This window comes from Hyphomicrobium sp. ghe19, from assembly GCF_902712875.1.
In the GTDB taxonomy this organism is placed as follows: domain Bacteria; phylum Pseudomonadota; class Alphaproteobacteria; order Rhizobiales; family Hyphomicrobiaceae; genus Hyphomicrobium_B.
In genome coordinates, this window is sequence record NZ_LR743509.1 from 4,602,501 (window position 1) to 4,616,147 (window position 13,647).

Annotated in this window: 14 protein-coding genes and 2 rRNA genes (1 of these 16 cut by a window edge); 9 read left to right on the plus strand and 7 right to left on the minus strand. The window is 59.4% G+C overall.

Annotated features, from left to right (window positions below; genetic code table 11):
• From AACL53_RS21905 to AACL53_RS21915, 3 genes are all read left to right on the plus strand, one after another.
• Positions 1 to 1,829 (plus strand): 23S ribosomal RNA (locus AACL53_RS21905) (it extends 964 nt beyond the left edge of the window).
• Between the two features lie 202 nt (positions 1,830 to 2,031).
• A 5S ribosomal RNA gene (gene rrf, locus AACL53_RS21910) occupies positions 2,032 to 2,146 on the plus strand.
• A 247-nt stretch (positions 2,147 to 2,393) separates the two neighbouring features.
• Positions 2,394 to 3,356, plus strand: coding sequence for a hypothetical protein (locus AACL53_RS21915; protein WP_339086818.1), 963 nt, complete (start codon positions 2,394 to 2,396; stop codon positions 3,354 to 3,356).
• A 9-nt stretch (positions 3,357 to 3,365) separates the two neighbouring features.
• Here AACL53_RS21915 and AACL53_RS21920 read toward each other — a convergent pair whose 3' ends face one another.
• A complete protein-coding gene (locus AACL53_RS21920; RefSeq protein WP_339086820.1) occupies positions 3,366 to 4,193 on the minus strand; it encodes a hypothetical protein in 828 nt (275 codons plus the stop codon).
• 230 nt (positions 4,194 to 4,423) lie between these two features.
• On the opposite strand from AACL53_RS21920, the gene AACL53_RS21925 reads away from it, so the two are divergent.
• Together AACL53_RS21925 and AACL53_RS21930 are read left to right on the plus strand one after the other, a co-directional pair.
• Positions 4,424 to 4,813 carry a cupredoxin domain-containing protein gene (locus tag AACL53_RS21925; protein ID WP_339086822.1) on the plus strand — a complete coding sequence of 130 codons (390 nt, stop codon included), beginning with the start codon at positions 4,424 to 4,426 and terminating at the stop codon, positions 4,811 to 4,813.
• A 6-nt stretch (positions 4,814 to 4,819) separates the two neighbouring features.
• Positions 4,820 to 5,650, plus strand: coding sequence for an FTR1 family protein (locus tag AACL53_RS21930; protein WP_339086823.1), 831 nt, complete (start codon positions 4,820 to 4,822; stop codon positions 5,648 to 5,650).
• A gap of 55 nt (positions 5,651 to 5,705) precedes the next feature.
• On the opposite strand, the gene AACL53_RS21935 is transcribed toward AACL53_RS21930, so the two are convergent.
• Positions 5,706 to 6,176: a nuclear transport factor 2 family protein gene (locus AACL53_RS21935; protein ID WP_339086825.1), complete on the minus strand. Its 471-nt coding sequence runs from the start codon at positions 6,174 to 6,176 to the stop codon at positions 5,706 to 5,708.
• Between the two features lie 113 nt (positions 6,177 to 6,289).
• Between AACL53_RS21935 and AACL53_RS21940 the strand changes: the two genes are divergently transcribed.
• Positions 6,290 to 6,610 carry a carboxymuconolactone decarboxylase family protein gene (locus AACL53_RS21940; RefSeq protein ID WP_045838265.1) on the plus strand — a complete coding sequence of 107 codons (321 nt, stop codon included), beginning with the start codon at positions 6,290 to 6,292 and terminating at the stop codon, positions 6,608 to 6,610.
• 12 nt (positions 6,611 to 6,622) lie between these two features.
• Here the strand turns inward: AACL53_RS21940 and ubiB are convergent, their stop codons facing one another.
• The 3 genes from ubiB to ubiE all read right to left on the minus strand — a co-directional run bounded on the left by ubiB (position 6,623) and on the right by ubiE (position 9,682).
• Entirely contained in the window at positions 6,623 to 8,215 is a 1,593-nt protein-coding gene (gene ubiB / locus AACL53_RS21945; protein WP_339086827.1) for a 2-polyprenylphenol 6-hydroxylase, read from the minus strand.
• A gap of 234 nt (positions 8,216 to 8,449) precedes the next feature.
• On the minus strand, positions 8,450 to 8,743 hold the full coding sequence (locus tag AACL53_RS21950) for a hypothetical protein (RefSeq protein ID WP_339086828.1): 294 nt from the start codon (positions 8,741 to 8,743) through the stop codon (positions 8,450 to 8,452).
• 126 nt (positions 8,744 to 8,869) lie between these two features.
• Positions 8,870 to 9,682, minus strand: coding sequence for a bifunctional demethylmenaquinone methyltransferase/2-methoxy-6-polyprenyl-1,4-benzoquinol methylase UbiE (gene ubiE / locus AACL53_RS21955; protein ID WP_339086830.1), 813 nt, complete (start codon positions 9,680 to 9,682; stop codon positions 8,870 to 8,872).
• Positions 9,683 to 9,771: 89 nt separating this feature from the next.
• Here ubiE and mutM point away from each other — a divergent pair, with 89 nt between their 5' ends.
• The gene (mutM, locus tag AACL53_RS21960) at positions 9,772 to 10,653 is read left to right on the plus strand and encodes a bifunctional DNA-formamidopyrimidine glycosylase/DNA-(apurinic or apyrimidinic site) lyase (protein ID WP_339086832.1); all 882 of its coding nucleotides are present in this window, start codon (positions 9,772 to 9,774) and stop codon (positions 10,651 to 10,653) included.
• Between the two features lie 9 nt (positions 10,654 to 10,662).
• On the opposite strand, the gene AACL53_RS21965 is transcribed toward mutM, so the two are convergent.
• Both AACL53_RS21965 and AACL53_RS21970 read right to left on the minus strand, forming a co-directional pair.
• Complete coding sequence (locus tag AACL53_RS21965; RefSeq protein ID WP_339086834.1) at positions 10,663 to 11,280, minus strand: hypothetical protein; 618 nt, start codon at positions 11,278 to 11,280, stop codon at positions 10,663 to 10,665.
• A gap of 44 nt (positions 11,281 to 11,324) precedes the next feature.
• Positions 11,325 to 11,909, minus strand: a complete 585-nt coding sequence (locus AACL53_RS21970; RefSeq protein WP_339086835.1) for a hypothetical protein — start codon at positions 11,907 to 11,909, stop codon at positions 11,325 to 11,327.
• Positions 11,910 to 12,199: 290 nt separating this feature from the next.
• On the opposite strand from AACL53_RS21970, the gene rpsT reads away from it, so the two are divergent.
• Together rpsT and AACL53_RS21980 are read left to right on the plus strand one after the other, a co-directional pair.
• Entirely contained in the window at positions 12,200 to 12,466 is a 267-nt protein-coding gene (gene rpsT, locus AACL53_RS21975; RefSeq protein WP_092862473.1) for a 30S ribosomal protein S20, read from the plus strand.
• Between the two features lie 629 nt (positions 12,467 to 13,095).
• On the plus strand, positions 13,096 to 13,539 hold the full coding sequence (locus AACL53_RS21980; RefSeq protein WP_339086836.1) for a rhodanese-like domain-containing protein: 444 nt from the start codon (positions 13,096 to 13,098) through the stop codon (positions 13,537 to 13,539).
• Positions 13,540 to 13,647: the final 108 nt, after the last annotated feature.

Here is a 13,647-nt window from a genome sequence, read left to right on the forward strand (position 1 = left end):
CTATCTGGGAGACACACGGCGGGTGCTAACGTCCGTCGTGAAGAGGGAAACAACCCTGATCGCCGTCTAAGGTCCCTAAATCACTGCTAAGTGTGAAAGGATGTGGGAATCCCATAACAACCAGGATGTTGGCTTAGAAGCAGCCATCATTTAAAGAAAGCGTAACAGCTCACTGGTCTAAACAAGGGTTCCTGCGCCGAAAATGTAACGGGGCTAAAGCAGTGTACCGAAGACGCGGGTGTGCAGCAATGCACGCGGTAGCGGAGCGTTCCGTAAGCCTGTGAAGGGAGACCCGTGAGGGCTCCTGGAGGTATCGGAAGTGCGAATGCAGACATGAGTAACGAAAGAAGTGTGAGAAACACTTCCGCCGAAAGTCCAAGGGTTCCTGCGTAAAGTTAATCTGCGCAGGGTTAGCCGGCCCCTAAGGCGAGGGCGAAAGCCGTAGTCGATGGGAACCACGTTAATATTCGTGGGCCAGTGGGTGTGTGACGGATGCAGCAAGTTGTCGAGGCTTATTGGATTGCCGAGGCAGCGAATGTGTCCCTGGAAATAGCCCCCACGTAGACCGTACCCGAAACCGACACAGGTGGACTGGTAGAGAATACCAAGGCGCTTGAGCGAAGTGTGCTGAAGGAACTCGGCAAATTACCTGCGTAACTTCGGGAGAAGCAGGCTGTCTTTTCGGGCAACCGGAAGGGCAGGACACAAACTAGGGGGTGGCGACTGTTTACCTAAAACACAGGGCTATGCTAAGTCCAACGACGACGTATATGGCCTGACGCCTGCCCGGTGCTGGAAGGTTAAGAGGAGAGGTGCAAGCCTTGAATCGAAGCCCCAGTAAACGGCGGCCGTAACTATAACGGTCCTAAGGTAGCGAAATTCCTTGTCGGGTAAGTTCCGACCTGCACGAATGGCGTAACGACTTCCCCACTGTCTCCAGCACACACTCAGTGAAATTGAATTCCCCGTGAAGATGCGGGGTTCCTGCGGTTAGACGGAAAGACCCCGTGCACCTTTACTGCAACTTTGCACTGGCAATCGTGACTGCTTGTGTAGGATAGGTGGTAGGCTATGAAACCTGGGCGCTAGCTCGGGCGGAGCCGAAATGTGAAATACCACCCTAGTGATTATGGTTGTCTAACCGCGGTCCGTTATCCGGATCCGGGACAGCGCATGGTGGGCAGTTTGACTGGGGCGGTCGCCTCCTAAATCGTAACGGAGGCGTACGAAGGTTGGCTCAGATTGGTCGGAAATCAATCGTCGAGTGCAATGGCATAAGCCAGCCTGACTGCAAGACTGACAAGTCGAGCAGAGTCGAAAGACGGTCATAGTGATCCGGTGGTTCTTTGTGAGAGGGCCATCGCTCAACGGATAAAAGGTACGCCGGGGATAACAGGCTGATGACGCCCAAGAGTCCATATCGACGGCGTCGTTTGGCACCTCGATGTCGGCTCATCACATCCTGGGGCTGGAGCAGGTCCCAAGGGTATGGCTGTTCGCCATTTAAAGTGGTACGTGAGCTGGGTTCAGAACGTCGCGAGACAGTTCGGTCCCTATCTGCCGTAGGTGTAGGAGAATTGAGAGGATCTGTCCTTAGTACGAGAGGACCGGGATGGACGTACCTCTGGTGGACCTGTTGTCGTGCCAACGGCACAGCAGGGTAGCTATGTACGGACGGGATAACCGCTGAAAGCATCTAAGCGGGAAACCCACCTCAAAACGAGTTCTCCCTCGAGAGTCGTGGAAGACCACCACGTTGATAGGCCGGGTGTGGAAGCGCTGCAAGGCGTGTAGCTTACCGGTACTAATAACTCGATTGGCTTGATTGCTCTCATTTAGCAATGCTCATCGTTTTGCCTCACACCGCTTGTCGCGCAAAAACGCGACGCGGTCCGGCAGGGCGGCACTTGTGCCAGCGTCCGCTTGGACGCTTGCGCCTAGAGGCGCATAAAGGCTCAGCCGCTCCGATGGGCGTAGGCATTAGCATCCAGAATTAGACCAGACATAGAAGTCATATGACGTCTCCGCTGACCTGGTGATTATGGCGGGGTGGCTGCACCCGATCCCATTCCGAACTCGGCCGTGAAACGCCCCTGCGCCGATGGTACTTCGTCTTAAGACGCGGGAGAGTAGGTCGTTGCCAGGTCTGCCGAGACGTCATGTGAACTTTCTAAAATCAAACGAAGTCAATCACCTCTATCGATCGTATTCAAACGCGCCCCTGTGCCTCGTGCCAGGGGCGCGTTTTTGTTTTTGAGCTCGTCGGCAAATCGGGTTTCGTCTATCCGCTCTGATTTCACCGGAGTTCACTTTGCATCGTTACCGGCGGCGTTTAGAACTCGCGCCAACGAATTGCAGGGTGATGGGCCGGCTTGGTTAGGATGTCTCACGGAATGCTCGACTATATCTGGTCGAAACTTTATGCCCGTTGGCTCCGCAGCGAGCTCGTTCGGCTAAGGCCTCAGATCAAATTGCGGCACGGGTCCGGCAAGAATCTCATTCTCGGGATTGGGCGTAACTACAGCATCGCGGACTTGAGGCCGTTTGTTCGGTCAGCGCGGAAATTTCACGACTGCCGTATTCTTCTCGTCGTCAACGATGACGCGGAACTCGGCAAAGCACTTGAAGCCGAGGGCGTCGATTATCTGTTGGATCCAGGCTCGCCCGGCCTCGGTCGGCCGCATATGAACTTCGCGCGTGTTGCCGATTACATCGCCGTTTTGCAGGCCCTCACGGGCCAAGTGGAGCGGGTGTTTCTGGCGGATACGCGGGACGTCGTATTTCAGGCCGACATCTTTCAGGCTCTGCCCGATGCGCCGGTGATTTTTTGCGAAGAGGGCGAAGGCTTCTCACACGACGTTGCGGGATGGAACGGCAATGCGATCCGGAGAACATTCGGCCCGGACGTGTACGAGCGCATCAGGCATCATGAAGTCATTTGCAGCGGCACGGTGCTCGCACGGCACGGCGACGCGATCATGTACTTGTGGGAGAAATTGCTCCTCGGTCAGTTGATCGGGCGCAGACATCATATGCGTTCGGGCGTCGATCAAGCGACGACGAATGTCGTGGCCCGTCTCAATCTTGCGCCGTCTTCCATCGTGATCCCTTTTGACGGTGCGATCGCGACGCTTTCAGGCCGGAACACCAAATTCCTCAAGGTGAAGGACGGGGTTCTGGTGACTGCGAAGGGAGCGGTTCCGGCTGCCGTCCATCAATACGACCGGGCTCCCGAGGTTCGCGACTTCTTGTATGCGACGTACGGTGGTCCAGCTCTCGGCAAAGCGGGCGACAAATCCAAAGACTCGAACTTGCGTAAAAAGTTGCGCCTGGCGTTCGGTCTTCAGGGCCCCTGACGCCGCGCGTCACTCGACGGACTGTTCCTTCTTCTGACCGCGGGATGCGAGTTTAACACCGCAGCGTTCCATCGGGAGCGCGGTCGTCGTCCATCGATCCTTGGTCACGGTCACGACGTAGCGGCGGCAGTCGCGTCCGGCACCCGGCACGAAATGAACATCGAAGACGGCGACGCCGCTCTTGCCGGAGCGAGGCCACGCAAAATTCCCATCGTCCGGGACCGTTTTAACTGCCTTGTCGATGGCGAAGGCGGCATTGCGATAATCCGTTGCGGTCAGGCGCGCCAAGAGCACGTGCGAGAGATCGGGATGAAGTCCTGCAGCTTCCGCGCGCTTGCGATAGGGATCGGCCGGCGTGGCCGGTGGCGATGATGCGCCGGCCGTTGCTGCGTCGGTGTTCGTCTCCCAAGATTGGGAAGCCGTTCCAGCGCCCGGCGGTTCAGCGATGACGACTTCGGGCAACGACTGAGAATGTGTCTCGGGCGGCGGCGTCGGCGGCAGAGGAGACGAATTTTCAGCAGTCGCCACATCGTGGGCCGGCACCGGTTCAAGCGGTGGGGCCGGTTGTCTCGCGGTCATCGCAGTCGAAATAATCTGCTGGGCGCTCTCAACCCACTGCTGCACCGGGGCGCCAAAATGCGTGAGGCCCCAACCTGCGGCCAGCACTACGAACAAGAATAAATATAATTTCCGGACCGGATTGCCGCGCTTCGGCGGCGGCGTGGAGATCGGCTCGCCGGCATAGAAAGCTTCTTCGGGCTCTTCGGCCCGTGAAAGCACGTCTCCCAGCTCGTAGGAGGGGAATGCATCGGTCGAATGGGAAGCGCGGGAGTACATAGCCAATCCTCGTTGGATACCTATTCCCGCGCTGCATATGCACCGCATCCTCCTGGCCAAAAAATGGCAACGCCGGATAACCGCGAAATCTCTTCCCCGACCTCACGAATTCGTAAAATTCTCGCCACCCTCTTAGGGGCGAAAATTCTTGACTATTATTGGCTACTTGGCTCTACGTGGCCGCTGAACCTGATCTCGGGACCTTGAATCCTGACCTATTGGGAGTTGCAATGAGCACTTCTTTCTCCTCGCGTATCGGCGCGCGCATTCGCGCTTTCATTTCCGCACTTGCCGTCGCTGCCGTCGCCGTTGGCGGAGTTTGGATTTCCGCGTCTGACGGTCAGGCTGCCGAGGAAGAACACGCGGTCGAGATCTCCATCAAAGACCACAAGTTCCAGCCGGACTCGCTGAAACTGCCGGTCGGGAAACCGATCAAGATCACGGTCAAGAACCTGGACGCTACCCCGGAAGAGTTCGAAAGCTACGAACTCGGATTCGAAAAAATCATCGCCGGCAACAGCAGCGCGATCATAAGGCTGAAGCCGCTGAAGCCCGGCACCTACATGTTCTTCGGCGAATTTCACCAGGATTCGGCGTTGGGCCACATCGTAGCGGAGTAATTGCCCATGCTTGCCGCGCTCGTTCTCGTTTTCCGCGAAGTTCTCGAAGCTGGTCTGATTATCGGCGTGGTGCTTGCCGCTTCGCGTGGCGTGATCGGGCGGGGCGGAGCGGTGTCTCTCGGCGTTCTCGCTGGAATTGCCGGGTCAGCCGTTGTCGCATTCTTCGCGGCCGGCATCTCGAACGCGTTCGATGGACGCGGACATGAAATTTTCATCGCGGCAATTCTGCTTTTTGCAGTCGTGATGCTCGCTTGGCACGTCGTCTGGATGGCGCAACACGCGCGCGAGATGACGCAGCAGTTGAGGCAACTCGGAAACGATGTGACCGCAGGACGCCGATCACTATTTGCACTTGGAGCGGCCGTTGCCATCGCGGTCATGCGCGAGGGCAGCGAGGTCGTGCTCTTCATGACCGGCATCATCATGGGTGGAACGGAAACGGCGGGCCAACTGCTGCTCGGTTCGGTGATTGGGCTGGCGCTCGGCGCCGCCGTGTCCATGGTGCTTTATTTCGGGCTTGCCGCGATACCGTTGAAGCGGATGTTCTCGGTAACCGGTGTTCTGGTGACGCTGCTCGCTGCGGGCCTTGCCGCGTCCGCGGTCGCGCAGCTTTCTAGCGCCGGTCTTCTCAATGTTCTCGACACGCCGGTTTGGGATACGTCGTGGCTTCTGTCGGAAAAGAGCTGGGTGGGACAGATCCTGCACATCTTGATCGGTTATATGGCCAAGCCAACGGGCATGCAGCTGATCGCCTACGGCATTACTGCGGGCACTATTTTCCTTCTCGGCTTCATTGTGCGGACGCCGGCGACCCGGCCCGCAGTGAGTTCGCGATAAAAAAAAGCGGCGCCGGAAATTGCGCGGCGCCGCGCGTTCTCTTCTCGATTGCGTTCTAAAGCCCGAGATCGGAAAGCCCCGGATGATCGGCGGGGCGGGGTCCGAGCGGCCAATGGAATTTGCGATCGCTTTCCGAGATTCTGAGGTCGTTGATGCTGGCGTAACGCAGCCGCATCAGACCGTTCGAATCGAATTCCCAGTTCTCGTTTCCGTATGATCGGTACCATTGAAAGCTGTCGTCGCGGAATTCGTAGGCGAAGCGGACGGCGATGCGATTGTCGGCGAAGGTCCAGAGCTCCTTGATCAGGCGATAGTCGAGCTCGCGGTTCCATTTACGCGTCAGAAATTCGACGATCTGTTCGCGGCCGACGGGAAATTCGGCGCGATTGCGCCAGCGGCTGTCGACTGTATAGGCGAGCGACACTTTATGGGGGTCGCGGGAGTTCCATCCGTCTTCGGCTCCACGGACTTTCTGTATTGCAGTTTCGCGCGTGAACGGTGGTAGCGGCGGCCGGGCGTCTGCCATCTTTCTCTCCTTGGTCCTCTCCCTGCGACGGCGGCTTGACCTTCGACGCAAACGTTACGAGGCTTCTTTGCAAATCGGCAGGTCGAGTGACCCCGATCGAGGGAGACTGCAAAATGTATGATATCGCCAATTTATCCAATCTGCCGCATCTTCGTAATCTCTCTGCGACGACGATGGCCGCGTTCGAAAATTTCGACCGGGCAGCGATGGCGCCTGGAGCTATTCCGCGGCGCTACAAGGAATTGATCGCGCTTGGCGTGGCGCTTGCGACGCAGTGTCCGTACAGCCTGGAAGTTCATCGCACCAATGCGGAGAATGCCGGCGTGACGGAAGCTGAGATAGCGGAGGTCGTCTATATCGCTGCGGCGATGCGGGCGACGGCCGCGATTGCGCACGGCACGCATCTTGTCGGGCCACGCAAGGCGAAACGGTAGTGGCGTTCCGGATCAGAAAAAGCCGAAAAGTTTTATGGCAATGACGGCGAGGCTCAGGGCGCCGATCCAGAGCGCGACATCGGCGGCGCGGCTCCGCTTGGAGCGAGACGCGATGTTTTCGATCGTCTGATCGTCAAGGCGCACGCCGGAGCGCGCCATTTCGGAATAGCCGGTGATCGCCTGAGCAAGATTTTGGAGAAGGGCCGGCGTCTTCAGCAGAACTTCGCCGATGGATTCAGCGCCGCGTCCCGCCTCGCGGAGGCGGCCGAGCGGCGAAAGGTTGGCTTCCATCCATTCCTTGGCGACGGGTTCCGCTGCAACCCAGACGTTGAGCGACGGATCGAGGTCACGCGCGACGCCTTCGACGATGACCATGCTCTTTTGCAGCAGGATCAGTTCCGGCCGGGTCTCCATGTCGAAGACTTCGGTGTAGGCGAAAAGCTGGCCGAGTAGATCGGCCATCGAAATTTCTTCTGCCGTCCGTCCCTGGATGGGCTCGCCGATGGCGCGCATCGCCTGCGCAAATTCCTCAACCGTGTGATGGGGCGGAACGTAACCCGCTTCAAAGTGGATGGCGGCGGCGCGATGATAGTCGCGCGTGATGAGGCCGTGCAGGATCTCGGCGAGGAAACGACGCTCGGCGAGGCCAAGCCGGCCCATGATGCCGAAGTCGACGGCGACGACCATGCCCTTGTCATCGACGAACAGGTTTCCCTGATGCATGTCGGCATGAAAGAAGCCGTCGCGCATGGCGTGGCGGAGGAACGATCGCAACACAGTCTGGCCGAGCGCGGAGGTGTCGAAGCCTTTTGCCTGCAGCGTTTCGCGATGCGCGATCGGTGTGCCGTCGATCCATTCGACGGTCAGCACGCGCTTCGCCGTACGTTTCCAATCGATCGTCGGAACGCGAAAGCCATCGTCCTCGGTGGTGTTCGCGGCCATCTCGGAAATCGCGGCGGCCTCGAGACGGAGATCCATTTCGAGCGCGGTCGTATGCTTCAAATTATCGACGACGGCGACGGGCTTCAAACGCCGCGCGGGCGGGTAAAAGCGTTCGATCATCTGCGCCGCGAAATAGTAGCTGTCGAGGTCGCGATTGAAGCGCTTCTCGATATTCGGTCGCAGGATTTTGACGGCGACGGCTTTCCTGATGCCGTTTTCGAGCACGTAGGCCTTGTGGACTTGGGCGATCGAGGCAGCGGCGACGGGCGGGCCAAACTCGATGAAGTGATCTTCAAGCTTGCCGCCGAGTGCGCGCTCGACGGTCTCGCGGGCTTCCGCCATCGAGAAGGGTTCGGCCTTGTCCTGGAGGTGGCGCAAATCCGCCGACAGCTCGGGGCCGATAACGTCGGCGCGGGTCGCCAAGAACTGTCCGAGCTTGACATAGCTCGGGCCGAGCTTCGTCAGCGCGGTTGCGACGCGGGTTGATCGCGGTACGCTTTTTTGAAAGGGCGCCGACAGGAATTCGATGGGCAGCGTTGCCGCGCGCGCAATCTTGAGCGGCAGCGGTACCGGCACGCCTGCCGGCACGAAGCGAACTCCATACTGTGCAAGCACAAACCCGGCGCGCGCGAGTCTTAGCGTGTTAAGGATCGCTCCGGGCATGACTTCGATTTCGTGGTCCTGGTTCGTGGGTCGATAGCTGGCCTCAGGCCACATTGCGCCGCAATGGGTCTAGGTCAAGCGAACCTCATGTATCGGGTAAAGACGGTTAAATATCCTGCGCCATTGCGAAGCGCGGCGACGAGGTTGCCATACAACGCGGGGCTGGCCGCCGCGCAAACGAAAAGCGCCCGCGTCGAAACACGGGCGCTTCGGGAATTCCAAATTTCAGTCGGCTTATTTCGCGCAGAAGGTCGCGCGGCCGTGGCAGGTGACCATGCCGCCATCGGGGCTGCACCGGTACTGCTTGTTGGTGACCTTGTACCCCGCAACGTCGCCGTTTGCGAGGAAGCCAGGCCAGAGACCCCAGCTGACGTTCTGCACCATCGTTTCCATTGCAAACCACTTCGCGGAATCCGCCGACGTCGATGTTGCGACCGCGGCTTTCGTCATGCATCCAGCGTTCGCGGTTCCGGCGCCAAAAGAAAGGGCGGCTACTGCCAACGCACAGGCAAGCGTGATTGTTTTCATGTGTCCCACCTCCTCCTAGGGAAGAAAAAGTTTCTTCCCGTCCCTGCTTGGAAAACTATGAACGGTCTCGCGCGGCGTCAATTGCAGACACACCGAACGAGCCAGAACACCGTTGGATTGTTGCCGTCAGATCTTCCAGCCGCCGTGGATGGCCGCGATGCCGCCCGTCAAATTGCGGTAGCTGACGCGGGAAAACCCGGCATTGCGAACGAGTTCCGCGAATTTCTCCTGGGTCGGGAAGCGGCGGATGCTTTCAACGAGATAGCGATAAGATTCAGCGTCTCCGGCCGTCAATTGGCCAAGGCGCGGAATGATCTCGAATGAGTGAAAGTCGTAGAGGCGGTCCAGAACCGGGACGCGGCATTCGGAAAATTCGAGGCAAAGGAAGCGGCCGCCGGGCTTCAAGACGCGATAGGCTTCGGCGAGCGCCCTATCAATGTGGGTGACGTTGCGAATGCCGAACGCGATCGTGTAGGCGTCGAAGCTGCTGCTCTCGAAGGGTAATTCCTCGGCGTTGCCTTCGACGCACTGAATGCGGTTTTGCAGGCCTGCGTCAGCGATGCGGCGGCGGCCGACCTCGAGCATCTCGGGACTGATGTCGCAGATGACGGCGGTGGCGTTCGGTCCGCTGTCGTTGGCGTAACGGATCGAAATATCGCCGGTGCCGCCGGCGACATCCAGAAGCTTGAACGGCGTCGCGCCGCGCGGCGCGTTCAGCATCGTGATGAGTTCGCGCTTCCACAGCCGGTGCAGGCCACCCGACATCAGGTCGTTCATCAGATCGTAACGGCCGGCGACGGAGGCGAAGACCTTGTTGACGAGGCCCTGGCGCTCGGTCTCGGGGACAGCGCGGAAGCCGAACGACGCCGTGTTATCGGACGCGTTGTGGGCCGGGCCCTGGCCGGTATTCTGGCTTGTGGTTTGCGAATTCTGATCCATATCCGCAGCATAGCTGTTCGCGCGTTGGCGCGCTATCGTCGGCTCGTCTCATCCTCAACGCCGGCTCAACACTAGGTAATATTTCCGTCATGCCCGAGCTTCCGGAGGTCGAAACCGTTCGTCGCGGCCTGGCGCCGGTTCTCGTCGGCCGCCGGGTTAAGTCGCTCGATGCGCGGCGGCCGGATTTGCGGTTTCCATTCCCTGAGAATTTTGCCGGGCGGGTCGCCGGGCAGTCGATCGTCACGCTCGAGCGCCGCGCGAAATATCTGATCGCGTCGCTGTCGAGCGGGGAGGATCTCGTCATGCACCTCGGCATGACAGGGCGCTTCACGATCGTCCACGACGGGATCGCCGATACACCGGGCCAGTACGCGCACGGGACGGGCCCAGATCCCACGCACGATCACGTCGTGCTCAATCTCTCGGATGGGACGAAGGTCATTTACAATGATCCGAGACGCTTCGGCTTCATGGTGATGATGGCGCATAGGGAGCGTGCGCAGCATGCGCTCTTTCGCGATCTCGGTGCCGAGCCGCTCGGCGAGGAGCTGTCGGCCGAATATCTGGCGTCCAAGGCGCTGGGGAGAAAGGTCAATCTCAAGGCCTTTCTGATGGATCAGCACGTCATCGCGGGGCTTGGAAACATCTACGTTTCGGAAGCGCTCTATCAGGCGGGGCTGTCTCCGGACAGGGCTGCCGCGACCTTGGCGAACCGGCGCGGGGCGCCGACGGAACGCGCCGTCAAGCTGGTGCCCGCAATCCGGGACGTGCTCGAACGCGCGATCGACGCGGGCGGTTCGACACTTCGCGATTATCGCCATGCCGATGGAAAGCGCGGGGCGTTTCAGGAGAGGTTCGGGGTTTACGATCGCGCCGGGTCAGTCTGCCAAACACCCGGGTGCGGGGGCGAGATACGCCGGGCCGTCCACTCGGGGCGCGCGACATTCTATTGCCCGCGCTGTCAGCGGTGAGATGTGACGTCAGTTGGCGGCGTGACGCTCGGCGAGGGCGCTGTTGGTCTTGACGATAATGGCGCTGAGGCACATCACGGCGAAACCGCCGGCGAGGAAAAGCTGGTTGGCCGCCCAATCGCCGCGGAGCGTTGCGAGCTTTCCCGAGCTTATGAGCCAGACAAGTCCGCCCCCGATGGCGAAAGCCTGATAGGTCATAAATCGAACCATGCGCTCGATCGCCTGCGGTTTCGACCAGTCGTCGTGCGGGTCTCTCAGACGCGACAGGTAATAGGCGTAGGTTCCAGCGACCAGCACCATGGCGGAGCCATATTCCCAGCCGTGCTGCCAGCGAATGCTGGTCCCGAGATAGATCGCGAAGAAGGCGAGACCGCACCACAGAAAGCTCAGCATCACGAGCCGGATGGTTGGGATCATCGCATCACGCGGCGTTATCTCGCCGATGTCCGGCGCTGGCCGCCATACCGGCGCGTTCGTTCGTATTGCCGCCGTCACGATGACGAATACGAAGACCGAAGCGGCCATCGCCGCTTCGAATTTCTGCAGAGCGCCTGCGGCCAAGAACATGGCGATCAGGGCTACCGCGAGTGTCGTCAGCAGCCAGGGAAGCGAAGGGCGCAAGGTCATTTTGGGTGAATGTCCCCGTGGTCAGAGAGGCGTCTCATCTTCGTTCACGCTTTGGCGGGCGAGCGTATCGCATCGAGGCTGATCGCTGCAATTGCCAGGGCGCCGAAGAAGAAGATGTTGCAGCCGGCCCAATCGGCATGGGTTTCAGCGCGCGGAAATTTCTCGTCGACGAAGAGGCTGATCACGCCAGCGACCATGCCGACGATCTGCGCTTTCAGCAGAATGCGCCCAAACTTGACGAGCGTGGCGTCGGTGCGTCCGGCCGCGCGATCGCGATCGAGCAGTAACGAAAAACCGATGCTCGCCAAGGCTGCGAAAGCAAACCCTAAGAAGAACTGCCACCATTCGCGCCAATGCGCATCGATGACGAACAGGTAGGTCACCAGCAACGTCAGGCCGCCCCATGCCCATATCAGGGCGAGGTAACGGGCAGTCGAACTTGCAACGGCACTTGCGGGGGCACCGACGTCATTGAGCTGCCGATGCTCGCGGATCGCGATGAGAACAATTGCGATGCTGACGACGGCCACGGCGGCCATTTGCAACATCGGCTGGTTTGCAGCGGCGGCCAAGATCGTCGCAAAAATGGCTGCTGCCAGCGCAAATAGCCAACCGGTCCACGACAACATTCTCTGGAAGCCCCCCAAGACGTAAGTGTGTCAGTGATCGTCGTCCATGTTCCCGCTTATCGCAAATGCCAGGGAAAAGCGCTGCGACCGGCGGCGGCATTGGTTTTCGCCAGGAATCGGGCATTTTCATCATGCTGATTCATTGACCGATCACTTTCCGAGGGCTATACCCCCCGCAAACCGTGTGCCTGGACCAAAAATCCTGGGCCGACGAGAGATTTCTTCAACCACCGCCTCGCCTAGCTTTCCGCTAACGCGCGGGCGTATTCGTAGCAACGTAAGGACAACCTATGGCTAACACGTCGTCGGCGAAAAAAGCCGCGCGCCAGATGATCCGCCGCACTGAAGTGAACAAGGGCCGCCGCACGCGCGTCAAAACCGAAGTTCGCTCTGTCGAAGAGGCTATTGCTTCGGGCGATGCCGCAAAGGCCAAGGCCGCTCTCGCCGCCGCCGAGCCCCTGCTTGTCCGCAGCGCCCAGAAGGGCGTCATGCACAAGCGCACGGCCAGCCGGAAGGTTTCCAGGCTCGCTCAGCGTGTCAAGGCCATGAGCGCGTAACGTACATGTGAATAACAGGGGCCAATTTTCCTCCCTGTTGCATATTCGCACCGGTAAAGAGCGGGTCCAATTTCGGGCCCGTTTTTTTTTAACGCGATTAACCTGCTGAAATCGGGCCCATCATGCGCGCTGAGCGTGTGAACGGGCGCTGGGCACAGCCTCGCTTCTCGGCCGGCGCCAAAAAAAAATGACGTGTCGGTGACAGCTGCGACCACGCGGCTGGCGAGAGATCATCAATGGTGAAAATCCCGAATGAGTCAGGCGTTTATGCACAGGGCTTGCGAAGTGACTCACGTTGTCACCAACACCTGTGGACAACTTTTCTTCTCGCTGGACGCCCATAATGGGGACCGGAGCCGCTTGTCGAAAAGAAGGTTAAGGGCTAGTAAATTTCTCAGTGGATGGCAGCGGGGTAAAAGCGGTCGTTCGCACAGGTAAGTTAGGCGAGCGTAGCGTTCGAGGGCCAATAGAATTGGCGACCGCGAGCGCATCGTCAAAATAGATAAAGACCTGCGACTAACCTTTGGCGTTGCTATGGCGGCGACAAGAGCAGCTGGGGATTCTCCGGGCCTTACCTGGGGATACTTCCGCGGGTCTTTATCAGTACTGCGTGTGACGTGAGGGGATAAGTGGAAAAACCTGAAGCTTCTGGAGTCGAGGACGTATCCGTCCTCGAAACGTGGAAGCGTCTCGAAGGCGATCCGAAGGCCGTTCTTGTGGATGTTCGTACTCGTGCCGAGTGGGCGTTCGTTGGAATTCCGGATCTTTCCACAGTCCATGGGGACGTTTTGCTGATGGAATGGCAGACATTTCCAGACGGCCGGACCGCCCCGGACTTCACCGAACGCCTAGACGCAGCGCTGACTGCCAGGGGTGTGGAGAAGGACGCGGAGATCTTCTTCATTTGCCGCTCAGGCGGCCGCAGCCGGATGGCTGCAGAACAGATGACGGCGGTGGGGTATCGCCGGTGTCGCAATGTCATGGAGGGCTTTGAGGGACCATTGGACGCTAGCCAGCACCGCGGACGGATTTCCGGTTGGAAATTTGCGGGTCTTGATTGGGTGCAGGGCTAGGGGAAATCACAGACGGCATAGACGGCACCGAACGGCGGAGGGTTACGCTAGGCGGTGAAGAGGGGGGCGCTTCTAGGCGTCCCGCGTTATCAGCGGGGAGTAAATACT